At 69.7% G+C, this 23671-nt stretch carries 20 protein-coding genes and 1 riboswitch; of the genes, 15 read left to right on the forward strand and 5 right to left on the reverse strand.

The annotated features are described in order from the left end of the window. Positions 1 to 2: 2 nt before the first annotated feature. Positions 3 to 302 (reverse strand): conjugal transfer protein TraD, encoded by a 300-nt coding sequence (locus tag Q0L11_RS20365; protein WP_296599696.1) that lies wholly within the window; start codon positions 300 to 302, stop codon positions 3 to 5. Between the two features lie 158 nt (positions 303 to 460). Between Q0L11_RS20365 and traA the strand changes: the two genes are divergently transcribed. The 3 genes from traA to Q0L11_RS20380 all read left to right on the forward strand — a co-directional run bounded on the left by traA (position 461) and on the right by Q0L11_RS20380 (position 4098). Continuing rightward, the gene (gene traA / locus Q0L11_RS20370; RefSeq protein ID WP_296599697.1) at positions 461 to 3067 is read left to right on the forward strand and encodes a Ti-type conjugative transfer relaxase TraA; all 2607 of its coding nucleotides are present in this window, start codon (positions 461 to 463) and stop codon (positions 3065 to 3067) included. Further along, positions 3064 to 3729, forward strand: coding sequence for a DUF6118 family protein (locus Q0L11_RS20375; protein WP_296599698.1), 666 nt, complete (start codon positions 3064 to 3066; stop codon positions 3727 to 3729). Before traA ends, Q0L11_RS20375 begins: the two co-directional genes overlap by 4 nt. Before the next feature lie 129 nt (positions 3730 to 3858). Then, positions 3859 to 4098 (forward strand): helix-turn-helix transcriptional regulator, encoded by a 240-nt coding sequence (locus Q0L11_RS20380; RefSeq protein WP_296599699.1) that lies wholly within the window; start codon positions 3859 to 3861, stop codon positions 4096 to 4098. 254 nt (positions 4099 to 4352) lie between these two features. On the opposite strand, the gene Q0L11_RS20385 is transcribed toward Q0L11_RS20380, so the two are convergent. Continuing rightward, positions 4353 to 4757 (reverse strand): ribonucleotide reductase subunit alpha, encoded by a 405-nt coding sequence (locus Q0L11_RS20385; RefSeq protein WP_296599701.1) that lies wholly within the window; start codon positions 4755 to 4757, stop codon positions 4353 to 4355. A gap of 162 nt (positions 4758 to 4919) precedes the next feature. Here Q0L11_RS20385 and Q0L11_RS20390 point away from each other — a divergent pair, with 162 nt between their 5' ends. Genes Q0L11_RS20390 through Q0L11_RS20400 form a run of 3 tightly spaced genes read left to right on the forward strand, consistent with a single transcriptional unit; the run spans position 4920 to position 6981 of the window. Continuing rightward, entirely contained in the window at positions 4920 to 5222 is a 303-nt protein-coding gene (locus Q0L11_RS20390; RefSeq protein WP_296599703.1) for a MoaD/ThiS family protein, read from the forward strand. After that, positions 5219 to 5794: a molybdenum cofactor biosynthesis protein B gene (gene moaB / locus Q0L11_RS20395; RefSeq protein ID WP_296599765.1), complete on the forward strand. Its 576-nt coding sequence runs from the start codon at positions 5219 to 5221 to the stop codon at positions 5792 to 5794. The genes Q0L11_RS20390 and moaB overlap by 4 nt, the downstream gene beginning before the upstream one ends. Then, positions 5785 to 6981 carry a molybdopterin molybdotransferase MoeA gene (locus Q0L11_RS20400; RefSeq protein WP_296599704.1) on the forward strand — a complete coding sequence of 399 codons (1197 nt, stop codon included), beginning with the start codon at positions 5785 to 5787 and terminating at the stop codon, positions 6979 to 6981. The genes moaB and Q0L11_RS20400 overlap by 10 nt, the downstream gene beginning before the upstream one ends. Here Q0L11_RS20400 and Q0L11_RS20405 read toward each other — a convergent pair whose 3' ends face one another. Both Q0L11_RS20405 and Q0L11_RS20410 read right to left on the reverse strand, forming a co-directional pair. Beyond that, positions 6982 to 7524: a hemerythrin domain-containing protein gene (locus Q0L11_RS20405; protein WP_296599706.1), complete on the reverse strand. Its 543-nt coding sequence runs from the start codon at positions 7522 to 7524 to the stop codon at positions 6982 to 6984. A 208-nt stretch (positions 7525 to 7732) separates the two neighbouring features. Continuing rightward, positions 7733 to 8287 carry a hemerythrin domain-containing protein gene (locus tag Q0L11_RS20410; RefSeq protein WP_296599707.1) on the reverse strand — a complete coding sequence of 185 codons (555 nt, stop codon included), beginning with the start codon at positions 8285 to 8287 and terminating at the stop codon, positions 7733 to 7735. A 180-nt stretch (positions 8288 to 8467) separates the two neighbouring features. Between Q0L11_RS20410 and Q0L11_RS20415 the strand changes: the two genes are divergently transcribed. The 3 genes from Q0L11_RS20415 (at position 8468) to moaA (ending at position 13076) form a co-directional block, all read left to right on the forward strand. Beyond that, positions 8468 to 10681, forward strand: a complete 2214-nt coding sequence (locus tag Q0L11_RS20415; RefSeq protein ID WP_296599708.1) for an adenosylcobalamin-dependent ribonucleoside-diphosphate reductase — start codon at positions 8468 to 8470, stop codon at positions 10679 to 10681. Positions 10682 to 10735: 54 nt separating this feature from the next. Next, the gene (locus Q0L11_RS20420; RefSeq protein ID WP_296599709.1) at positions 10736 to 11911 is read left to right on the forward strand and encodes an NnrS family protein; all 1176 of its coding nucleotides are present in this window, start codon (positions 10736 to 10738) and stop codon (positions 11909 to 11911) included. A gap of 59 nt (positions 11912 to 11970) precedes the next feature. Then, positions 11971 to 12107: riboswitch (molybdenum cofactor riboswitch) on the forward strand. After that, on the forward strand, positions 12099 to 13076 hold the full coding sequence (moaA, locus tag Q0L11_RS20425) for a GTP 3',8-cyclase MoaA (protein ID WP_296599711.1): 978 nt from the start codon (positions 12099 to 12101) through the stop codon (positions 13074 to 13076). (Overlaps the previous riboswitch by 9 nt.) A gap of 2 nt (positions 13077 to 13078) precedes the next feature. Here moaA and Q0L11_RS20430 read toward each other — a convergent pair whose 3' ends face one another. Beyond that, the gene (locus Q0L11_RS20430; RefSeq protein ID WP_296599713.1) at positions 13079 to 13849 is read right to left on the reverse strand and encodes a cyclic nucleotide-binding domain-containing protein; all 771 of its coding nucleotides are present in this window, start codon (positions 13847 to 13849) and stop codon (positions 13079 to 13081) included. A gap of 252 nt (positions 13850 to 14101) precedes the next feature. Between Q0L11_RS20430 and Q0L11_RS20435 the strand changes: the two genes are divergently transcribed. Genes Q0L11_RS20435 through narI form a run of 6 tightly spaced genes read left to right on the forward strand, consistent with a single transcriptional unit; the run spans position 14102 to position 23671 of the window. Beyond that, positions 14102 to 15490, forward strand: a complete 1389-nt coding sequence (locus Q0L11_RS20435; protein ID WP_296599714.1) for a nitrate/nitrite transporter — start codon at positions 14102 to 14104, stop codon at positions 15488 to 15490. A gap of 19 nt (positions 15491 to 15509) precedes the next feature. Beyond that, positions 15510 to 16928 (forward strand): MFS transporter, encoded by a 1419-nt coding sequence (locus Q0L11_RS20440; RefSeq protein WP_296599715.1) that lies wholly within the window; start codon positions 15510 to 15512, stop codon positions 16926 to 16928. After that, complete coding sequence (locus Q0L11_RS20445; protein WP_296599716.1) at positions 16925 to 20659, forward strand: nitrate reductase subunit alpha; 3735 nt, start codon at positions 16925 to 16927, stop codon at positions 20657 to 20659. The genes Q0L11_RS20440 and Q0L11_RS20445 overlap by 4 nt, the downstream gene beginning before the upstream one ends. Then, the gene (gene narH, locus Q0L11_RS20450) at positions 20656 to 22182 is read left to right on the forward strand and encodes a nitrate reductase subunit beta (protein WP_296599717.1); all 1527 of its coding nucleotides are present in this window, start codon (positions 20656 to 20658) and stop codon (positions 22180 to 22182) included. Before Q0L11_RS20445 ends, narH begins: the two co-directional genes overlap by 4 nt. Then, a complete protein-coding gene (narJ, locus tag Q0L11_RS20455) occupies positions 22182 to 22895 on the forward strand; it encodes a nitrate reductase molybdenum cofactor assembly chaperone (RefSeq protein ID WP_296599718.1) in 714 nt (237 codons plus the stop codon). The genes narH and narJ overlap by 1 nt, the downstream gene beginning before the upstream one ends. Then, a complete protein-coding gene (gene narI, locus Q0L11_RS20460) occupies positions 22895 to 23671 on the forward strand; it encodes a respiratory nitrate reductase subunit gamma (protein ID WP_296599719.1) in 777 nt (258 codons plus the stop codon). The genes narJ and narI overlap by 1 nt, the downstream gene beginning before the upstream one ends.

Below are 23671 nucleotides of genomic sequence, written 5' to 3' on the forward strand. Positions count from 1 at the left end.
CCTCAAGCCGGTGGCGCGCCGCCGCCATCCGCCGCGCGGCCTTGGCTACCGCGGCCAGCGCCGCCGCCAGTCCGGCTCTGTCCCTGAAAGAAGCCGGCGCCGGCGCGCCGCCAGGCCTCCCGCGTGGGCGCGTCGGCCTTGGCGGCGGCGGCAAGCGCGCCGGCCAGCTCTTCGATGGACAGGTGATCGGCGCCGGTGGCGATCACCAGCTCGCCGAACTGCGTCACGCGCCGTCCTTTCAGCGCCTTGGCGCGCTGCTGCAGGGCCTGAAGTTCGGCGTCGAGGTCGCGCGGCTTCTTCATGACATCGCCTCCGTGGAAACGGAGACCGAACCCTGTGCGGCCGTTTTTCCGGGGGCCATGGGTAAGCTTACGCATGGCGGTCCCGTCACTCACGGCCGAAGGTCTGAGTGCGCGCTTATACGTCGCTGACGCGACGTGCTCGGGCGGGGAGGGATCGCATGGCGATCTACCACTTCTCGGCGAAGGTGATCTCGCGGGCCAAGGGCTCGTCGGCCGTCGCGGCCGCGGCCTATCGGTCTGCGTCGCGGCTGCATGACGAGCGTCTCGATCGCGCCCACGACTTCTCGGCCAAGGCCGGCGTCGTGCATTCCGAAGTCGTGCTGCCGGAGGGTGCGCCGGAGCGTTGGCGCGACCGCGAGACGCTCTGGAACGAGGTCGAGGCGCGGGAAGTCCGCAAGGATGCGCAGCTCGCGAGGGAGGTGGAGTTCGCGTTGCCGCGGGAGCTCTCGCAGCGGGACGGCGTCGAGCTCGCGCGGTCGTTCGTGCAGCGCGAGTTCGTCGGCAAGGGGATGGTCGCGGACCTCAACGTCCATTGGGATGTCGGCGCCGACGGCGAGGCCAAGCCCCATGCGCACGTCATGCTCGCCTTGCGCTCAGCGGGGCCGGACGGGTTCGGCGGCAAGGTCCGCGACTGGAACGCGACCGACCAGCTCGTCGCCTGGCGCGAGGCGTGGGCGGACCATGCCAACCGCAGGCTCGCCGAGCTCGGCATCGACGCCCGCATCGATCCGCGCGCCCTGAAGGACCAGGGGATCGACCTGGAGCCGCAGAACAAGATTGGCGCGTCGGGCGCCCGGCGCGAGACGCATGGCGAGGCCGCCGAGCGTGCGGAGGACCACCGCGCGATCGCGCGGCGCAACGGCGAGCGGATCCTGGCCGAACCCGAGATCGCGCTGTCGGCGATTACCCACCAGCAGGCGACGTTCACCGAGCATGACCTTGCGCGGTTCGTGCACCGGCATACAGACGGCAAGGCGCAGTTCGACGCTGCGTTGGCGAAGGTCCGGACCAGCGATGAGATCGTGCGGCTCGGCCGGGACGGGCAGGGGCGGGAACGCTTCACCAGCCGTGAGATGCTGCGCGTCGAACGCGGCCTGGAGCGGGATGCGGACACCCTGGCGGCGCGCCCCGGCCACACGGTGACCGAGCGCGACAAGGCGGCAGCCCTCTCGCAGTCGTCCGCAGCCGGCCTCGACCTTTCCACCGCGCAGCGCGATGCGCTCGACCATGTCACGCGCCGGGGCGATCTCGCCCTACTCGTGGGCTACGCCGGTACGGGCAAGAGCGCGCTGCTGGGCGTCGCGCGCGAGGCCTGGGAGGCGCAAGGCTATCGCGTCCGCGGCGCGGCCTTGTCGGGCATGGCCGCCGAGAGCCTCGAAGGGGGCTCCGGGATCCCGTCGCGGACCCTGGCGAGCCTGGAGCATGCGTGGGCGCGGGATCGCGAGACGCTGGGGCCGCGGGACGTGCTGGTGGTGGACGAGGCGGGGCTCGTCGGATCGCGGCAGCTCGCCCGGGTGATGGCTCAGGCCCAGGCGGCGGGCGCGAAGGTGGTGATGGTCGGCGACGCCGAGCAACTGCAGGCCATCGAGGCGGGCGCTGCGTTCCGGGCCCTCGCGGAGCGGCATAGCGCCTACGAGCTCACCGAAGTCCGGCGACAGCAGGTCGATTGGCAGCGCGATGCGACACGCCAGCTTGCCACCGGCCGGACCGCGCAGGCCCTGGCAGCCTATGCCTCAAGCGACGCCGTGCACGGCCACGAGGATGCCACGGCCGCGCGGGCGGCCGTCTTGGCAGGTTGGTGGGCGGCCAAGCAGGTGGCGCCCGAGACCTCGCAGGTCATGCTGGCCTACACGCGCGACGACGTCTCCGCCCTCAACGGCCTGGCGCGCGAGCGCATGCACGCGACCGGGATGCTGGGACCGGATCACACGGTCGAGACCACCCGCGGCGCACGGCTCTTCGCAGAGGGCGAACGGATCGTCTTCCTGCGCAACGAGCGCGAGCTCGGGGTCAAAAACGGCACCCTGGGCACGGTGGAGGAGCTGGGCGACACGCGCGTGAGCGTGCGCCTGGACGACGGCCGGCGTGTGGCCTTCGATCACAAGGCCTACACGGATCTGGACCACGGCTATGCGACGACGATCCACAAGTCGCAGGGCGTCACCGTCGATCGCGCGCACGTACTGGCCAGCGGGCATATGGACCGGCACGCGACATACGTAGCGATGTCCCGACATCGGCACGCGGTGTCGCTCCACTACGACCGCCAGACCTTCGCTGACGAAGCTGCACTCGGCCGGACTTTGTCACGCGAGCGGGCCAAGGACTCCACCCTCGACTACCCAGAGCTTTTCGCCGAGCGCCGAGGACTCGCTCAGGTTGCTGGCAGCGCGTTCGAGGCGTTTCGGCCGCACGAGTCGGGCCTGGCCGCCGGGCGTGAAGGCCGGCAGGACGAACTGGCGCGCGTCCAGGCGTTCGCCCGGGCCTGGCAGGACGGCGTGCGGATGCGCATCGCCGGTCATGATCTGCTCGCCCATCAACGCGTGGCGCTGGACCGAGCGACCGGTGCGCTGGACAGGGCGAGCCCTGGATTGGCCGCGAAGGTGGCCGCGGCGCTGGAGCGCGACCCTGCGCTCGCCGCGCCTGCGGCCCGTGGGCGGCCCCAGGGCCTGCTGCGGGCAGCCGAGCGAACGTCTGCGCCGGACCTCCAGCAGGCGCGGGACATCGGGCGCGAGACGAGCCGTGATCGCGGATGGGAGCGATGAGCCTGCAGCCCAGCGATCCGGCGGCCGACGCCTTCGAGCGCTTGAGAAGCGAGGTGGCGCTCCTTCGCCGCGCGGTGGAGGGTCTGGCGGCCGGTGCGCAAGACGCGCCGGTCGACTACAGCCCGACCCTCGCCGAGCTCTCCGAAGCGATCGCGGCCGTCAACGCTCAAGCCGTGGCGCTGGGCGAGCGCCCCGTTCTGGCGCTCGCCCCGGACCAGCTCGGGTCGTTGTTCCAGATCGCTGCGGCCAAGGTGCTGGCGAAGCCGGTGGCGGAACTCGAACGTGAGCGCACGACCCTCCGCCAGGCAGGGGAGGCGCTCCGCGCGGCTCGTGAGGCTGATCTGGCGAAGTCGCGGTCCTGGCGCAGGACCACGAGCCTGCTGGGCGGGGGGGCCTTGGTCGGCGTCGTTCTGTGGAGCCTCCTCCTCGGGCCGGTCGCCCGCATGCTCCCGGGCAGCTGGGGGGCTCCCGAGCGCTTGGCCTCCGCCACCTTGAACCTGCCGATGGCGCCGGCCGGAGAGCGGTTGCTTCGGCGCGGCGACCCGCAGGGCTGGACGGCCGTCGAGGTCGCCCGTCAGGTGCCGCACGATGAGCTTCTCGCGCTCCACGACTGCATGTCCCGTTTGCGGAAGACATGCACAGTGAAGGTGGGCCGCCAATAACTGGCGGACTTCCCGCTAAGACGTGGCGGACAATCCGCCGGTTTGCGTCGCCCCGTGGTTGTGTTTGTTGAATTCAAGTTCTTGCGGTAGCGTGGTCCTGGAGTTGCAAGCGCCCGGTGCGTCATGCGTATGCTTAAGCTTGAAGGATCTGCCCCCGCTATAGGGCGGAATCTGGTGGTCCTCAGTCGTCGTCAGCTCGAATGCTTGAGCTGGGCTGAAGCGGGCAAGAGCGCGCGCGATACCGGCCAAATCCTCGGAATCTCTCAGCGCACAGTCGAGAAGCACCTGGAACAAGCCTGCGGACTCCTGGGCGTCCGCACGCGCATCCAGGCGGTGGTGAGGGCCCGGCAGCTCGGCCTGCTCGGCTGAGTTGCGGCGATCCACGTGGCTTGGGCGCTGACGCGTCAGTAGTGTGACCGTCACCTCCGCCGGAGCGCCAGCGATGCGCGGGCGGGAGCCGAGCGGCGCTGGTGGGGCGCTTAGGCCAGGAGCGTTAGATAGCGCTCGAACTCCCCACCGAAATGCGAGAACGGCGTTGTCGCGAACAAGCGCGCGCTCAGTCGACCGGCAGCAGCGTGCATGATCAGGACGCGGGGCCCGGCCTCTCGCAAGATCGCGCAGGCTCAGAGGACTCGGATCGGCTCGCCGCTCGTGTTGTAGGCCGCGAATTGGCCGACGACGCCGAAAAGCACGGCATTGACCATCTTCTCGAGCGCAGACTCGATGCGCGCCGGCGTCGGCGGCAGCCCGTCGACACCGGCCAGGCCCGCGGCGAAAACCACCTGCCAAGGTGGGCCCGCGCGGCGCGATTCCGCCGCCAGGGCGTCGAAGTCCGTCAGCTCGTCGGGCGCCTTGTCGACGCACATGAGCGGCGAGAGCGCCCCGCCCTGGCCCGCCTGGAAGCGGCGCCGTTGCTCGGCGGTCGGGTGGTCGGGCAGTTCGGCCGCGGCGAATACGAACAGCAGGCGCTGCGGCTGGGGTTGATTCACCGAAGCGCGCAGCAACTGCTGGAAGTGCGAGCCTTGCATCATGGCCCTCTGGTAGGCCGGGTGGCCCAGGCGCGCCTTGATGCTTATCAAGCCCAGACGCGGGGCGGCCGAGGGGACGCCTGCGACCGAATGGCTTGACCAACATCAATGCCACCCCTGTGGCGGCGCCTAGGATCGGCCCGAGATCAAGGGCTCCTCCGCATGACTTCTGACAGTGTCGACCTCGCCGAACCGCCGCGCGCCCGCGCAGGCGCGATCGCCCGGGTGCTGTTCTTCGGTCGGCTCGCTGACCTGTTTGGGCGGTCGATGTCCGTGATCATCCCAGCCGAGGGCTGTGCCGTCAGCGACCTCAGGATCCGCATCGCCGCGACGGTCGAAGGCGGCGCCGAGGCGCTCGGCCAACCCGGCGTTCGTGTCGCCGTCGACCAGCTCATGGCTTGTGGCGACCCCTGGGTGTCCCCGGGCCAGGACGTGGCCTTCCTGCCGGCGTTCTCTGGAGGCTGACCGTGACCCTCGCACTTCCCGTCAAGGCGTCCAAGGCGCCGGGCGTCAATCCGGACCTGCCGTTCTATCCGCTGGCGATCGCGGTGCTCACGGTGTCGGACACCCGAACCGAACAGACCGACACCTCCGGCGGCCTCCTGGCGCAACGGCTGCAGGCCGCGGGCCATCTGCTCAGCGCCAAGGCCATCGTGGCCGACGAGGTGGACGCGATTCAAGCCCAGGTCCGGGCCTGGGCCGACGATCCGCAGATCGACGTGATCCTGACCACAGGGGGCACGGGTTTCGCGCCGCGCGATGTCACGCCGGAGGCGGTGCGGCCGCTGCTCGCCCGGGAAATGGACGGCTTTTCCGTGGTGTTCCACCAGGCCAGCCAGACCACGGTCGGCATCTCGACGCTGCAGTCCCGCGCCCTGGCCGGGCAGATCGGCGAGACGTTCATCTTCTGCGTGCCCGGTTCCACCGGCGCCTGCCGCGACGCCTGGGACCTGGTGCTCGCCCTCGAGTTCGACAGCCGGTTCAAGCCCTGCTCGCTGGTCGGCCAGATCCCTCGCTACCGAGGCGTATGCTCGTGATCGCCTTCGACGAGGCCTGCCGCCGCGTCGCGGCCGTCGCGGCGCCTGTCGGCGTCGAACGGACGTCCCTCGAGGCGGCGGCCGATCGCGTCCTGGCCGCGCCGGTCGTTGCGCGGCGCTCCGCGCCGGAGGTGGAGGTATCGGCCATGGACGGCTACGCGGTTCGCGACGCGGACCTGGGCCTGGCGCCGACCCGCCTCCGTGTCGCCGGTGAGGCCTTCGCCGGTTCGCCGCCGTTGACGACTCCGCTCGCGCTCGGCGACTGCGTGCGCATCTTCACGGGCGCGCCGATGCCGCCGGGGGCGGATCGGGTCGTGATCCAGGAAGATGTGCGCCGCGACGGCCAGACCGTCTGGCTTGCCGAGTCGCCGCCCTCCGCGCGCCACGTGCGGGCGGCCGGTTCGGACTTTGCGTCCGGCGAGGTGTTGCTGGAGGCGGGAACCCGGCTCGGGCCGCTGACGCTGGTCGCCGCCGCCGCCGCGGATGTGGAGACCGTCGAAACCTACATCCGGCCCCGGGTCGCCGTGCTCAGCACCGGCGATGAACTGGTCGCGCCGGGCCGCGCCGCGAACAGGCCGGGCGCGATCCCCGAGAGCGTGTCCTTCGGCGTCGCTGCGCTCGCGCGCGCCTGGGGTGGCGAGGTCGTGGGCCGCAGGCGCCTGCGCGACGATCTCCCCAGCCTGATCCGGGAGGCCGGCGTGGCGCTGGACGACGCCCATGTCGTCGTGGTCACCGGCGGCGCGTCCGTGGGCGAGCGCGACTTCTCCAAGGCGATGTTCCAGGCGCTGGGCCTTCGCCTCGATTTCGAGAAGGTGGCGATCAAGCCGGGCAAGCCGGTCTGGCTGGGCCGCGTCGGCGAGCGCGCCGTGATCGGGCTTCCGGGCAACCCCTCGGCGGCGATGGTCACCGCCCGCCTGTTCCTGGCGCCGCTCCTGGCCGGCATGACCGGGCGCAGGCCCGAGGAAGCCCTCGCGTGGCGCATGGCGCCGCTGGCCGCGCCATTGGGCGCCTGCGGGGACCGTGAGTGCTTCCATCGCGGGCGCAGCGCGCACGATGGCGTGCGTCCCCTGGGAAACCAGGACTCCAGCGCCCAGAAGGATCTTGCGACGGCGGACCTGCTGATCCGCCGTAGGGCCGGCGCGCGGCGCCTGGAGGCCAACGATCTGGTCGAGATCCTGAGCTTCTGACTAGGCGTCCATCCGCTGCTGGACGAGCGCGGCGTACAGCACCTCGTGCTCGAGCCGGGCGTGCGCCTTCAGGTCCGCCTCGAGCTTGCGGCACAGGAACGACAGCGCCTGCCGGCCAAGGGGCGCCTCGAACGACGGGCGGTGTCCGCTGTTGAACCGTCTAAGCGCGTCGAGCCGCAGCTCCATGTCCACGTGATCGTCCATCATCTGGCGGGTCACGAAAGCGACGCAGCGCGGTGTCCCGATGCGCAGCAGCGGAAACAGGGAGAACTCCTCCCGGCGCTGCTGGGCCTCGAGGCCTGCCGCCAGGCGGCGAAGGTGGTCGCCGAGGCCCGGCGGGCAAGTGGGGTCGCTCGCGCGGCTGTTCTCGGCCTCGTCGGCCAGGGCGATGGCGCTGGCAAGGTCGCGCAGGTGGGTGCGATGGTATCGCTCGACGATACGCTCCAGCAGGCTCGTAACGTCAAAGGGGGCGGCGTCATTGGCCGGGGCGGGGTCGCCGTCGCGGACCTTGGTCCACGTGAGGTCTATCGCTTGAGGTCGCATGGCCAACCCTTTCTGGCTCCCCGGCCCGAAGGTTAGACCGACCCTTGCCTGGACGCCTTGAGCCGAGGCGGCCGCGCCCTTGATGTTCGACAAGCGAGAAGGAAGCGGCGGCGAATCCGGAGATTCGCCGCCGCGCGACGCCCGTTCCACAATGCGGCCGAGAGCGCATCCGGGGTGTGCGCCGGAACGCGCTCGCCGCGCTCGGGCGTCAGGTCAGGAAGGGCGCGAAAAGCAGTTCGTTCTCCAGCCGCATGTGTTCGCGCAGGTCGGCGTCGAGCTTGCGGCAGAGCGCGTTCAGCGCTCGCCACGTGCCGCAGGCGTCGGCCGGGCAGGCGAAGTCGCCGGTGAGAGCCCGCAGGTCCCGCAACTGAACCTCCACATCCTCGTGCTCGGCCATCATCCGGCCGATGGGGAATCGGATCATCGGGCTGCCGCCGGCGAGGATCATCGGGAAGAGCACCTGTTCCTCGCGTTGCTGGTGGCTTTCGAGGTCGTCCAGCATCAGGGCCAGGTGGTCCGCCAGTCCGTGCGGGCAACCTGGCGCGTCGGCGTGGACGGCCTCGACCTTGCGCGCCAGGGTGATGGCCTCCGGAAACTCGCGCCGATGGGTTTCGTGATAGCGCGCCAGGATCAGCTCGATGAGGCCGGCGGCGTTCGCGTCGGGCGCCCGCGGCGGCCCTGCGGATGCCGACATCAGGGCGCAGCGGATGGCGGGTGGGTCGGCGGCCTGGCCGGCCGAGGCGGGACGGGTGTCGTCGAGCACGGTTGGCTCCCTTCGACCTGACCCTAGCCGGGCCGGGCGCGCTACGCCTTGAGCCGGCGCGATCCGCCGCTTGATATCGGTCAAGCGCCGACTTGCCCGATCGCAGGTGGCCGGCCCGTTCGGCTCAACCGGGCCGCCCGGGGAATCGATCAGTCTCGCCGCCTCTGAAGGAGTGACGACATGGCGTTCGACAACCCGCTGGCGAGCGAGATCTGGGCCAGCAAGTACCGCTTCCGGCCGGCGGGCGCGCCGGGAGACGAGACGGTGCACGACACCTGGTCGCGGGTCGCCGCCGCCCTCGCCGAGGCCGAAGCCCCGGAGCTGCGCGCGACGATGCGCGACCGCTTCGAAGGCGCCCTGCGCGACCACAGGTTCCTGCCGGCCGGCCGCATCCTCGCCGGCGCCGGGACGGCGCGGGCGGTGACCCTGTTCAATTGCTTCGTCATGGGCCGCACTCCCGACGACCTGGGCGGCATCTTCACCCACGTCCGCGAGGCGGCTCTGACCCTCCAGCAAGGCGGGGGCGTGGGGATGGACTTCTCTTCGATCCGCCCGGCCGGTGCGGCGGTGAAGGGTGTCGACGCCGACGCCTCCGGCCCGCTGAGTTTCATGGACGTCTGGGACGCCATGTGCCGGACCATCCTCTCCGCCGGCCAGCGCCGCGGCGCCATGATGGGCTGCCTACGGATCGACCATCCCGACATCGAGGCGTTCATCGACGCCAAACGGGAGGGGATGCGCCTGCGCAACTTCAACCTCTCGGTGCTCGTGCCGGACAGCTTCATGGCGGCCCTGACCGAGGACGCGGACTGGCCGCTGGTGTTCGAGGGCGAGGTGCTGGGGTCGGTGCGCGCCGCGGACCTCTGGAGCCGGCTGATGCGCGCGACCTACGACGCGGCCGAGCCGGGGGTGATCTTCATCGACCAGGTGAACGCCCGCAACAACCTCGCCTATTGCGAGACCATCCTGGCCAGCAACCCCTGCGGCGAGCAGATGCTGCCGCCGTACGGCGCGTGCCTTCTGGGGTCGATCAACCTGGCGCGGCTCGTGGCGAGGCCTTTCGAACCCGGCGCGGAGCTGGACCTCTCCGAACTCTCCGACCTGACCGGCACGGCCGTGCGGATGCTGGACAATGTCATCGACGTCTCGCGCTTTCCGCTCGAGGCGCAGGCGACGGAGGCGCGCGCCAAGCGACGGATCGGGCTGGGCGTCACGGGCCTCGCGGACGCCCTGGTGTTCTGCGGCGTTCCGTACGGCAGCGACCGCGCCGTCGAGCTGACCGGCGCCTGGCTCGGGCGGATCCAGCAGCAGGCCTACCGCGCCTCGGCCGAGCTGGCCGCCGAGAAGGGCGCGTTTCCGCTGTACGACCCGGCGATCCTGGAGCGGCCGAACCTGGCGGCCCTCGATCCCGAGACCCGCGAGCTGATCGCCCGGCATGGGCTGCGCAACGGCTGCCTGACGTCTGTGGCTCCGACAGGTACGACCTCGCTGCTAGCCGGCAATGTGTCGTCGGGCATCGAGCCGGTCTTCGCCTACGCCTATCTCCGCAAGGTGCGCCAGGCGGACGGCTCGAGCCGCGAGGAGCCGGTGGAGGACTACGCCCTCGCGGTCTGGAAGCGGCTGCACGCCGACGCGCCGCCGCCGGCCGAGGTGTTCGTCAGCGCCCAGACCCTGTCGCCGCAGGACCACGTCCGCATGCAGGCCGCCGCCCAGGCGCACGTCGACAGCTCGATCTCCAAGACCGTCAACTGCCCGGCCGACATCGGCTTCGAGGCCTTCAGCGAAATCTATCGGCTAGGTTGGCGCAGCGGCTGCAAGGGGATGACCACGTATCGGCCCAACGCCATCACCGGCTCGGTCCTGTCGGTGGATCCCGAGCCCGCGACCGGCGCCGCCGACCCGGCGCTGATCCCGCGGCCGGAGGCGCTCGAGGGTGCGACCTACAAGCTGGTCTGGCCGGAAAGCGCGCATGCCGTCTACGTGACCCTCAACGACCTCGAGGACGGCGGCGCACGTCGGCCCTTCGAGATCTTCATCAACTCCAAGAACATGGACCACTACGCCTGGACACTGGGGCTCACCCGGATGATCTCGGCGGTGTTCCGGCGGGGCGGCGACGTGAGCTTCGTGGCCGAGGAGCTGAAGGCGGTGTTCGACCCGCGCGGCGGGGCCTGGCTCGGCGGGCGTTACGTGCCTTCGTTGCTCGCCGCCATCGGCAGCGTGATCGAGCGGCACCTGGGCGGCGCACCGCCAGAGCCGGCCCCCGAGGCGGCGCCGTCGCTGGCGATCCGGCCGTTCGCCCCGGCCGGTTGCCCGCGCTGCGGGGGCTTCGAATTGGTCCGCCGGGAGGGCTGTGACAGCTGCCTGTCTTGTGGCTACTCGAAGTGCGGTTGAGGCCTGCTTGACGTGCATCAAGGCGTCCGAGGCGGCGCAGCGGTAGGTCCGCGCATGACCAGCACCTCGGCCGCGCGGCGCGCCTATGATGGGCCGGCGCTCTTCAGCTTCGGCTTCCGCCCCTTCTTTCTGTTCGGGGCCCTCTGGAGCGCGCTGGTCGTGCCCCTATGGCTCTGCAGCTATTTCCACGGCGGTTCGGCCGCTCTGACCCGCGAGTGGCACATCCACGAGATGATCTTCGGGTTCCTGGGCGCGGTCATCGCCGGGTTCCTCACCACGGCGGTTCCGAACTGGACCGGGCGGATGCCGGTGATCGGCGCGCCGCTGGGCGGCCTTGTCGCGCTGTGGGTCCTCGGGCGGCTGGCCATGCTCTATCAGGGCGTGCTCGGGCCGTTCGCGGCGGTCGCCGACAGCCTGTTCCTCCTCGCCTTCGCCGCCGTGATCTGGCGCGAGGTGCTGGCCGGCCGCAACTGGCGCAACCTGCCGGTCTGCGGCCTGGTGACGCTCTTCGCCTTCGCCAACGTGGCCTACCATCTTCCGCGCGGCGTCTCCGGGGAGGTCGGCATGCGCTTGGCGCTCGGCGCCGCGAGCGTGCTGATCGCCCAGATCGGCGGGCGTATCGTGCCCAGCTTCACCCGCAACTGGATGAAGGCCCGGGCCATGGAGCCGGGACCGGCTCCGTTCGGGACGGTCGATCGGGCGGCCCTGGGACTCTCCGGCCTGGGCGGCGCATTGTGGGTCGCCATGCCGCAGAGCCGGCTCACCGGGGCCGTCCTGGCCCTGGCGGGGATCGCCCACCTGGCGCGGCTGGCGCGCTGGCGCGGCTGGCGGGCGGCGGCCGAGCCGCTCGTCTGGATCCTGCACCTGGGCTACGGCTGGCTGGGCGTCGGCATGCTGCTGCTGGGCGGCTCGGCGCTGGCCCCCGTCCTCGTGCCGCGGTCGGCCGGCGTCCACGCGCTGACCGCCGGCGCGGTCGGGGTCATGACCCTGGCGGTGATGACCCGGGCCACGCGTGGACATACCGGGCGTCCGCTCGCCGCGGGTGGCGCCACCCTGGCGATCTATCTGGCGATCAACGCCGCGGCGATCCTGCGGGTCGCCGCCCCGTTCACGGGGGTCGCCCAGTCCTTCTGGCTCTCGGCGTCCGGCTTCGTCTGGTCGCTGGCGTTCGGAGGCTTCGCCGTCGCCTACGGGCCCATGCTCACGCTGCCGCGTCCGCGGCCTGCTTGATCTTCATCAAGGCGGTTTCGCGCACGCCGCATAGGATGCCGGCTCGGCTGGGCCTCGGCCCGGCCGTATAGCTCCGAGCGTTCCGGCCTAACGCGCACCCGCGCCACGGCCCGGCCGCCGCGCCGGCCCGCCGGCAAGGGTTACGGGGGAAACGCCGTCGCCTCCCGCGCTTGGAAAGGAGCCAGGGTTGGGTGATCTCGTCGACGGCTTTGGCCGCCGCTTCCACTATCTGCGGCTCTCGATCACCGAGGTCTGCAACTTCCGCTGCACCTACTGCCTGCCGGACGGCTTCAAGAAGACGGCCCCGCTGACCTTCCTGACGCCGCTGGAATGCGAACGCGTGGTCCGTGCGTTCGCGGACCTGGGGGTCTCGAAGATCCGCCTGACGGGCGGCGAGCCCAGCGTGCGCCGCGACGTCGCGGAGATCATCGCGAGGACCGCCGCCACCCCCGGAATCTCCAAGGTCTGCATCACCACTAACGGCTGGAACCTCGACCGCCAGATCGGCGCCTGGCGCGAGGCGGGCCTCACCAACCTCAACGTCAGCATCGACTCCCTCGACCGCGAGGGCTTCCGCCGCATCACCGGCCACGACCGGCTACCGGCCGTGGTCGCGGGACTGGACCGCGCCCTGGCGCTCGGCGTGCCCAACGTGAAGGTCAACGGGGTGCTGCTGCGCGACACCGCGCAAGCCGGCTTCGCGGACTTCGAGGCCTTCGTGCGCGAGCGGCCGGTGGCGGTGCGGTTCATCGAGCTGATGCGGACCGGCGACAACGCCCAATTCTTCGCCGACCAGCACGCGCCGGGCGCGGTGCTCACCGATTGGTTGAAGGCGCGCGGCTGGACCCCGCGGGCGCGGGGTTTCGACGACGGTCCGGCGGTCGAGTACGTTCATCCCGACTTCGCCGGTCGCATCGGCCTCATCGCGCCCTACGCGCCGGGCTTCTGTGACAGCTGCAACCGGTTGCGGATCACCGCGCGCGGGCAGCTGCGCCTGTGCCTGTTCGGCGAGCTGGGCGTCGGCCTGAAGGACCTGCTGCAGGTTGACGAGCCGGAGGCGTTGCGGGCCAGGATCCTGCGCGCGCTGGCCGGTAAGCCGGCCGGCCACCGCCTGCACCAGGGCGACGCCGGCGACACCCGCCAGCTGGCCCAGTTCGGCGGCTGAGGTCAGGCGGCGCGGGTGCGGTCATCGGCCAGCGGCCAACGCTCGCGCTGGGCCTTGCCGGTGAGTTCGTCCGTGACCGGCTGGTGGTTGTCGATCAGTGGGTCGGGCTTGGCGAGGCGTTCGAGGACGGCCGGTCGGGTGATCGTCACGGAGGGCCCGTGGACCTCCACGCCGTAGTCGGCGAGGGCGGCAATCGACCGCGAAAGGTTTTCAGGCGTCATCCCGAGTAGGGAAGCCAGCACCCGCTTCTCATGCGGCAGCACGAAGCTGGCGTCGCCGCCCTGGCGCAGGCGCTGGGTGATCAGGTAGTTGGCGAGCCGCTCGAGGCCGCCGCGCAGCTTGTGGTTCTTCAGGGTGCGCACCAGCCCCCGGTAGCAGCCGGCCATCTCCTGGGCGACCGCGACCGCGAAGGCCGCGTCCTCGGACATGACGCGGCGGATCGCGGCGCCGGACAACATGAGGATATCGGAGCGCTCCACGGTGCGGGCGCTCATCAGGCCGTCGGCGTCCAGGACCACCGCCGCCAGGATGAAGGTCGAGACGGGGCGCAGGAGCGCGAGCGTCGTCTCCTTGTCGTTCCAGGTGCCCTCGAGTTCGACGGTCCCGTCGAGCAGGACGTAAAGGAAATCGACCTGATCCCCGCCGAGCAGCAGTGTGGTGCCGGCGGGGAACCGCTGCAGGAAGGCGCCGGCCGACAGGGTCCGGAAGGTGTCGTTCGAACAGCCGCGGAACAAGGGCAGGGCCCTCACCCGTTCCACATCGACATCCCGCATCGGCGCGCCCCATCTGGATTGTAGAGCCCAGAGATGTGCCGAGCGGACGGGAGTCCTGCCTTGATTTGAGTCAAGTGGCGCTGCGACTTGATGTTGGTCAATCGCCGGGCCGAAGTAAGTCTATCCCTCCGTGTCACTACTTAGGTAGCGGCCACGTCGTCCTGAATATATCTGCGACGTCTTGGCCGGATTTGCTTCCGGCTTGATCTTCATCAATCGCCTCGGCGAGCTAGTGAGACATCTATACCGGCGATGCGGCGCCAGTGCACCGCGCTGACCGCCGAGACCATCGTGACCGACGCATCTCTCCCGCTCCAGCCTGGCGCCAAGGCCGCCCTTGGCATGAGCACCTTCGCGTTCACGGCCTGCTTCGCGGTGTGGACGGTCTTCTCGATCATCGGCATCCGCATCAAGCAGGAGCTCGGGCTCACGGAGGCCGAGTTCGGGCTCCTGGCCGGCACGCCGATCCTCACCGGATCCCTCATCCGCGTCCCGCTGGGCATCTGGGCCGACCAGATGGGCGGGCGCCTGGTCAACCTGGCGGTGATGCTGTCGGCTGCGGTCGCCACTTGGCTCCTCTCCTACGCGCACACCTATCCGCAGTTCCTGCTGGCGGCGCTGGGCGTGGGCCTGGCCGGCGGCAGTTTCTCGGTGGGCGTGGCCTACGTCTCCAAGTTCTTCTCCAAGGCGCGTCAGGGTACGGCGCTGGGCGTCTTCGGGGCCGGCAACGTCGGCGCCGCGGTGACCAAGTTCGCCGCGCCCTTCGTCATGCTGGCCTTTGGCTGGCAAGCGGTCGCCCAGGTCTGGGCCACCGCCCTGGCGATCATCGCCGGCGCCTACTTCCTCGTCACCCGTGACGACCCCGAGCTCGTCGCTCGCCGCCGGACCGGCGCGAAGGCCACCCCGGCGCTGATGCAACTCGAGCCGCTGAAGCGGCTGCAGGTCTGGCGCTTCGCCCTCTATTACTTCTTCTGCTTCGGGGCCTTCGTAGCGCTGTCGCTGTGGCTGCCCCACTACCTGGTGGCGGTCTACCACCTGCCGCTCATCACGGCCGGCATGCTGGCGGCGGCCTATTCGATCCCCGGCTCCCTGTTCCGCGTCTTCGGCGGCTGGCTGTCGGACCGCATCGGTGCGCGGCGGGTGATGTACATCACCTTCGGCGTCAGCGTGGCCTGCACCTTCCTTCTGTCCTACCCGGCGACCACCTATGTCGTCGACGGCATCGAGGGGCCGATCACCTTCCGCCTGGCGCTGGGGCTGGTTCCGTTCGTGGGCCTGCTGTTCGCGCTCGGGTTCGCGATGAGTCTCGGCAAGGCGGCGGTCTACAAGCACATCCCCGTCTACTACCCCGACACCATCGGCTCGGTAGGCGGCCTGGTCGGCATGATCGGCGGCCTGGGCGGCTTCGTCCTGCCGATCGCCTTCGGCGCCCTCAACGACCTCACCCACATCTGGACCAGCTGCTTCATGCTGCTGTTCCTGCTGGTCGCCGGCGCGCTCGCTTGGATGCACCTCGCCATCGGCCGGATGGAGCGGGCCCGCACGCCCGGCCTGCGCGACCTGCCCGAGCTCCCCGAGATGATCGACCTCAACCCCACCGGCGCAGCCGGGGCCGCTTCGGCCCTGCGCGCCGCCGAATAGCCCGCAAGAGGACCAACCCATGGGCAAACCCCGTCACGTGCTGACCGACTGGCGGCCCGAGGACGCCGCGTTCTGGGCGTCGACCGGCAAGCCGGTCGCGACCCGCAACCTGTGGATCTCGATCCCCAACCTGACCCTGGCCTTCGCGGTCTGGATGGTCTGGTCGATGGTTGTCGCCAAGCTGAAGCTGGTCGGCTTCAAGTTCACGACGGACCAGCTGTTTTGGCTGACGGCCCTGCCGGCGCTCTCCGGCGCGACCCTGCGGATTTTCTATAGCTTCATGGTGCCGATCTTCGGCGGCCGCCTGTGGACCACACTGTCGACCCTCTCGCTGCTGGTTCCGGCGATCGGCATCGGCCTCGCCGTGCAGAACCCCGGCACCCCCTACTGGACCTTCGTCGTCCTCTCGCTGCTGTGCGGCCTGGGCGGCGGCAACTTCGCCTCGTCGATGGGCAACATCTCGTTCTTCTTCCCGAAGGCGCAGAAGGGCAACGCGCTGGCGATGAACGCTGGCTTCGGCAATCTGGGCGTCAGCCTGATGCAGTTCCTGGTGCCGGTGGTGACGGGCGTCGCCCTGCTGCCGATCACCGGGCCCGCCCAGGTCTCGGTCGACAAGGGCCTTGGCGTCACGGCGCAGGTCTGGATGCAGAACGCCGGGTTCGTCTGGGCGCCCTTCATCGTGATCGCCGCCGCTGTCGCCTGGTTCGGGATGAACGACATCGCTTCTGCCAAGGCCTCGTTCGCCAGCCAGGCCGTCGTGTTCAAGCGCCGGCACAACTGGATCATGTGCTGGCTCTACCTGGGCACCTTCGGGTCATTCCTCGGCTTCTCAGCCGCCTTCCCCCTGCTGTCCAAGACCCTGTTCCCCCACGTGCAGGTGCTGAAGCTGGTGTTCCTGGGGCCGCTGATCGGCGCCGCCTCCCGGGCGCTGACGGGCTGGGTCTCGGACCGCTTCGGGGGCGAGCGCGTCACCCATTACGCGTTCCTCGCCATGGCCGCGGGCGTGCTGGGCGTGCTGCAGGGCGTCGGCGCCTTCCAGGGCGAGCCGTCGTTCCCGGTTTTCTTTGCCAGCTTCCTGTGGCTGTTCTTCTGGACCGGCGTCGGCAACGCTTCGACCTTCCAGATGATCCCCGCGATCGTGCGCAGCGACATGCCGCGCCTGATGCCGGGCGCAGCGGCCGACGCGCGCCTCAAGGCCGCCGAGATGGAATCCGCCGCCATCGTGGGCTTCACCTCGGCCATCGGCGCCTTCGGCGGCTTCTTCATCCCCAAGGCGTTCGGTGACTCGCTGAAGGCCACCGGCGGGCCCGAGACCGCCCTCTACGTCTTCCTCGCCTTCTACGTGAGCTGCGTCCTGCTGAACTGGGCCGTCTACGGCCGTCGCGGGTCGCTGCTCCACGTCCCCCAAACCGACGCGATCAAGGTTCCCGCAGAATGAGCAACACCCTCGACCGCCTGGCGTTCTTCACGCGCAAGACCGAGGTCTTCTCCGACGGCCACGGCGTCATGAACGACGAGGACCGCGCCTGGGAGGAGGCCTACCGGTCCCGCTGGCGCCACGACAAGATCGTCCGCTCCACCCACGGCGTGAACTGCACGGGCTCGTGCTCGTGGAAGATCTACGTCAAGGGCGGCATCGTCACCTGGGAGACCCAGCAGACCGACTATCCGCGCACGCGGCCGGAGCTGCCCAACCATGAGCCGCGCGGCTGCGCGCGCGGCGCCAGCTACAGCTGGTACCTCTACTCAGCCAACCGGGTTAAGTATCCGCTGGTCCGTGGCCGTCTGCTGAAACTGTGGCGCGAGGCGCGAGCGACGCTCGCGCCGGTCGCGGCCTGGGCCTCGATCCAGGCCGACGCCGAAAAGCGCAAGTCCTACACGTCCACGCGCGGCTCGGGCGGCTTCGTGCGCGCCACCTGGGACGAGGTCACCGAGATCGTGGCTGCGGCCAACGCCCACACGGTCAAGCAGTGGGGCCCGGACCGGGTGTTCGGCTTCTCGCCGATCCCCGCCATGTCGATGGTCTCCTACGCCGCCGGCGCGCGCTACCTGCAGCTGCTGGGCGGGGTCTGCGGCTCGTTCTATGACTGGTACTGCGACCTGCCGCCGTCGTCGCCACAGACCTGGGGCGAGCAGACCGACGTCGCCGAAAGCGCCGACTGGTACAATTCGGGCTTCCTCATGCTGTGGGGCTCGAACGTCCCGCAGACCCGCACGCCTGACGCCCACTTCTACACCGAGGCCCGCTACCGCGGCGCCAAGTCGGTGGTGATCTGCCCGGACTACTCCGAGGCCTCGAAGTTCTCCGACCTGTGGCTGCCGGTGAAGCAGGGGACCGACGCGGCGCTGGCCATGGCGTTCGGCCACGTGATCCTCAAGGAGTTCCACGTCGATCGCCAGGTCCCTTACTTCCGCGAGTACCTGCGCAAGTACTCCGACCTGCCGATGCTGGTGCGCCTGGTGCCGCAGGAGGGCGGCTACGTCTCCGAGCGCCTGCTCCGCGCGGCCGACTTCGAGGGCGGCCTCGGCGAGACCAACAACCCCGATTGGAAGACGGTCGCGGTCGATGAGGCCACCGGCCGGATCGTCGTGCCCAACGGCTCGATCGGCTTCCGCTGGGGCGAAGATGGCAAATGGAATCTCGAGGAGAAGGACGCCGCGGGCCGTGAAACCACGCTGCGCCTGGGCCTGAACGGCGTCCACGACGAGGTCGCCGGCGTCCGCTTCCCGTATTTCGCCAACAGCGCCTCGAACGGCTTCGCCTCCACCGAGCACCCCGACGTCCTCGTCCGCAACGTGCCGGTGAAGCGGCTGAAGCTGGCCGATGGCGAAGAGGCGCTGGTTGCGTGCGTCTACGACCTGTTCCTCGCCAACTACGGTGTCGACCAGGGCTTCGGCGGCGAACACATGCCGACGAGCTATGAGAGCCTGGAGCCTTATTCGCCGGGCTGGGCCGAGGCGATCACCACGGTACCGGCTGAGCAGATCATCGCCGTCGCCCGCGGCTTCGCCACCAACGCCGAAAAGACCAACGGCAGGTCGATGGTGATCATCGGCGCGGCAATGAACCACTGGTTCCACATGGACATGAACTACCGCGGCGTCATCAACATGCTGGTGATGTGCGGGTGCGTGGGCCAGTCCGGCGGCGGCTGGAGCCACTACGTCGGCCAGGAGAAGCTGCGGCCGCAGACCGGCTGGGCGCCGCTGGCTTTCGCGACGGACTGGATCCGGCCGCCGCGGCAGCAGAACTCCACGTCCTTCTTCTACGCCCACACCGACCAGTATCGCTACGAGACGGTCGCCGCCTCCGAGATTCTGTCGCCGACCGCGCCGAACGGGCCCTGGGACGCCTCGCTGATCGACTTCAACGTGCGCGCCGAGCGCATGGGCTGGCTGCCGTCGGCGCCGGCGCTGAAGACCAATCCGCTGGAGGTGGCCCGCGCTGCCGATGCGGCCGGCGTCGACCCCAAGGTCTATGCGGTGCGCGAGTTGAAGGCCCGCAACCTGGAGCTCTCCTGCCACGACCCGGACGACCCGGCGAACTGGCCGCGCAACATGTTCGTATGGCGCTCGAACCTGCTGGGCTCGTCCGGCAAGGGCCACGAGTACTTCCTGAAGCACCTCTTGGGCGCCGCCCACGGCGTGCAGGGCAAGGACCTGGGAGAAATGGGCCGCCAGAAGCCGCGGGACGTCGCCTGGCATGACGAGGCGCCGGAAGGGAAGCTGGACCTGCTGGTCACCCTCGACTTCCGGATGTCCACGACCGCGGTCTACTCGGACATCGTCCTGCCCACGGCCACCTGGTACGAGAAGAACGACCTCAACACCTCCGACATGCACCCCTTCATCCACCCGCTCTCGGCGGCCGTGGACCCGGCGTGGGAGTCGAAGTCCGACTGGGAGATCTTCAAGGCGATCGCCCGGCAGTTCTCCGACGTGGCGCCCGAGGTGCTGGGGGTGGAGAAGGACGTCGTCCTCACCCCCATCCAGCACGACAGCGCCGCCGAGATGGCCCAGCCGTTCGACGTGAAGGACTGGTACCTCGGTGAATGCGAGGCGATCCCGGGCAAGACCATGCCGCAGATCACCGTGGTCGAGCGCGACTACCCTAACCTCTACAAGCAGTTCACCTCCCTCGGACCGCTCATGACCAAGGCCGGCAACGGCGGCAAGGGCATGGCTTGGAACACCGAGCACGAGGTGGGCCTGCTGGGCGAACTCAACGGTCACGTCCTCGAGCCCGGCGTCAGCGAAGGCCTGCCGCGGATCGAGAGCGACATCGACGCCTGCGAGACCATCCTGATGCTCGCGCCGGAGACCAACGGCGAAGTCGCCGTGAAGGCCTGGGCGGCGCTGGAGACCCAGACCGGCCGCGAGCACACCCACCTGGCGCTGCCCAAGGAGGACGAGAAGATCCGCTACCGCGACCTGGTCGCCCAGCCGCGGAAGATCATCTCGTCGCCGATCTGGTCGGGGCTGGAGAGCGAGCACGTCTGCTACAACGCCGGCTACACCAACGTCCACGAGCTGATCCCCTGGCGGACGCTGACCGGCCGCCAGCAGCTCTACCAGGATCACCTCTGGATGCGGGCGTTCGGCGAGGCGCTCTGCGTCTACAAGCCGCCGGTCGACCTGAAGACCACCTGGGTGAAGGACAAGACGCCGAACGGCGAGACCGAGATCGTCCTCAACTTCATCACCCCGCACCAGAAGTGGGGCATCCACTCCACCTATTCCGACAACCTCCTGATGCTGACCCTGAACCGGGGCGGCCCGGTGGTGTGGATCTCGGAGGTCGACGCCAAGGCGGCGGGGATCGAGGACAACGACTGGATCGAGGTCTTCAACGCCAACGGCGCGCTGACGGCGCGCGCGGTGGTCTCCCAGCGCATCCGTGAGGGCACGACCTTCATGTACCACGCGCAGGAGAAGATCGTGAACACGCCGGGGTCGCAGGTCACCGGCCTGCGCGGCGGAATCCACAACTCCTGCACCCGCACGGTGCCCAAGCCCACGCACATGATCGGCGGCTACGCCCAGCTGGCCTACGGCTTCAACTACTACGGCACCGTGGGTTCGAACCGGGACGAGTTCGTCGTCGTCCGCAAGATGACCAAGGTCGACTGGCTGGACGAGCCGGCCACCTCGAAGGATTTCGCCCAATGAAAGTCCGCGCCCAGATCGGCATGGTGCTGAATCTCGACAAGTGCATCGGGTGTCACACCTGCTCGGTGACCTGCAAGAACGTGTGGACCAATCGCCAAGGCGTCGAATACGCCTGGTTCAACAACGTCGAGACCAAGCCCGGCGTCGGCTATCCCAAGGACTGGGAGAACCAGAAGCGCTGGAACGGCGGTTGGGTCCGCAAGCCCAACGGCAAGATCGAGCCAAAGATGGGCGCCAAGTGGCGGATCCTGGCGAAGATCTTCGCCAACCCCGACCTGCCCGAGATCGACGACTACTACGAGCCCTTCGACTTCGACTACGGCCACCTGCAGACGGCGCCGGAGATGAAGGCGTTCCCGACCGCCCGGCCGCGCTCGAAGATCACCGGCGAGCGGATGGAGAAGATCGAGTGGGGCCCGAACTGGGAGGAGATCCTGGGCGGCGAGTTTGCGAAGAGGAGGGCCGACTACAACTTCGAAGGCGTCGAGAGCGAGATCTACGGCCAGTTCGAAAACACCTTCATGATGTACCTGCCCAGGCTGTGCGAGCACTGCCTCAACCCTGCCTGTGTCGCCGCCTGTCCGTCGGGCGCGATCTACAAGCGGGAAGAAGACGGCATCGTCCTGATCGACCAGGACAAGTGCCGCGGCTGGCGGATGTGCGTCTCGGCCTGCCCGTACAAGAAGATCTACTACAACTGGGAGAGCGGGAAATCCGAGAAGTGCACCTTCTGCTTCCCGCGGATCGAGGTCGGCCAGCCGACCGTCTGCTCCGAGACCTGCGTGGGCCGCATCCGCTACCTGGGCGTCCTGCTCTATGACGCCGACCGCATCGAGGCGGCCGCCGCGGAGCCCGACGAAAAGGACCTCTACCAGGCCCAGCTCGACGTCTTCCTGGACCCCTTCGACCCGGCGGTGATCGACCAGGCGCGGCGCGACGGCGTGCCCGAGGCGTGGCTCGAGGCCGCGCGCCGCAGCCCGGTCTACAAGATGGCCATCGACTGGAAGGTCGCCTTCCCGCTGCACCCGGAATACCGGACGCTGCCGATGGTCTGGTACGTGCCCCCGCTGTCGCCGATCCAGTCGGCGGCCTCGGCCGGAGCGCTCGCCATGGACGGCGAGATGCCGGACGTGAAGTCCCTGCGCATCCCGGTCCGCTACCTGGCCAACCTGCTGACCGCGGGCAACGAGCCGCCGGTGGTTCAGGCGCTGGAACGCATGCTGGCCATGCGCAGCTACATGCGCGCCAAGACCGTCGACGGCCGCATCGACCACGCCATCGCCGAGCGGGTCGGCCTGACCGCGGGCCACATCGACGAGATGTACCGCTACATGGCGATCGCCAACTACGAGGACCGGTTCGTCATCCCGACGACCCACCGCGAGACCGTCGAGGACGCCTACGACCTCAAGGGCTCCTGCGGCTTCACCTTCGGCAACGGCTGCTCCGGCGGCCGCACGGAACTGGGCCTGTTCGGCCCCAAGACGCGCTCGCGCGCCAAGACCCCCATGGAGGTCAAGTGATGTCCCTCAGCTACCGGGCGCTCGCCCTGCTGCTCAGCTATCCCACCGAGGCGACCCGCGCGCTGCTGCACGATGCGGCGGCCATTCTGGACGCCGACGTGCGCCTGCCGGGCGCCGTCCGCCGGGCCCTCGGCAAGCTTGCCGAGGACCTCGCCACGGCCGACATCTACGAGGTGCAGGAGCGCTATGTCTGGCTCTTCGACCGCACCCGCTCGCTGTCGCTGAACCTCTACGAGCACGTCCACGGCGAGAGCCGCGATCGGGGACAGGCCATGGTGGCGTTGCTTGAGCTCTATCGGTCCAAGGGACTGGAGCTGTCGGCCAACGAGCTGCCGGACAACCTGCCGGTGTTCCTGGAGTTCCTGTCGACCCTGCCGGAAGGGGAGGCGGCCTCGCTGCTGGGGGAGGGCGCCCATGTGCTCCACGCCATCGGCGAGCGCCTGCATAAGCGCCAGAGCCCCTACCGGGCCGTGTTCGGCGCGCTGACGGCGCTCGCGGCCGATCCGGGGGATGCCGACGCCCTGGCCTCGCTGATGGCCGAGCCGGACGACAATCCCGACGACCTCGAGACCATGGACAAGCTGTGGGCCGAGACCGCGGTCAGCTTCGGGCCATCCGACGTCGGCTGTCCCAAGGCCGAGGCGCTGGTCACCGCCATGAAGCAAGGCCCCGCGCCCGTCCGCCGGCGGCCGCTCGTGCAGGGAGCGGCGTGATGGACCTCAATCAGATCGCCTTCGGGGTCTACCCCTACATCGCGCTCTCGGTGCTGGCGCTGGGGTCGGTCGTCCGCTTCGACCGTGAGCCCTACACCTGGCGCACCGGCTCTTCCCAGCTGCTGCGGCGGAAACAACTGGTCGCCGGCTCCGTCCTCTTCCACCTCGGCGTGCTGATGATCTTCGGCGGCCACTTCGTGGGCCTCCTGACGCCCATCTGGGTGTTCGACGCCTTAGGCGTGCCCCACGGCGCCAAGCAGATGCTGGCGATTGTGGCCGGCGGCCTGGCCGGCAGCTTCGCCCTGGCCGGCGGCGCGCTCCTGCTGCACCGGCGCCTCACCGACCCGCGGATCCGCAAGACCTCCAGCTTCGCCGATATCGCGATCCTCGTCCTGCTGATGGCGCAGCTGCTGCTCGGCCTCGGCACAATTCCGATCTCGCTGCAGCACCGCGACGGCCACGAGATGCTCAAGTTCATGAATTGGGCCCAGGGGGTGTTCACCTTCCAGCCGGGCGTGGCCGGTCACGTCGCCGACGTCCATTGGGTCTTCAAGGCGCACCTAATGCTCGGCATGACCATCCTGCTGGTCTTCCCGTTCACCCGGCTGGTGCACATGCTCTCCGCGCCCGTCTGGTACCTGAACCGCCGCGGCTGGCAGCTGGTGCGCACCAAGCGCGCCCTGCCGCGCCGGGCCGAGGCCCTGGCGCCCACCTACGCCCAGCAACAGGTCGCGCGCCGGGCCGCCGAGCCCCGCCCCCAAGAGGCGGCCGAATAG

Origin of the sequence: Phenylobacterium sp., from assembly GCF_024508875.1 — a bacterium.
Lineage (GTDB): Bacteria > Pseudomonadota > Alphaproteobacteria > Caulobacterales > Caulobacteraceae > Phenylobacterium.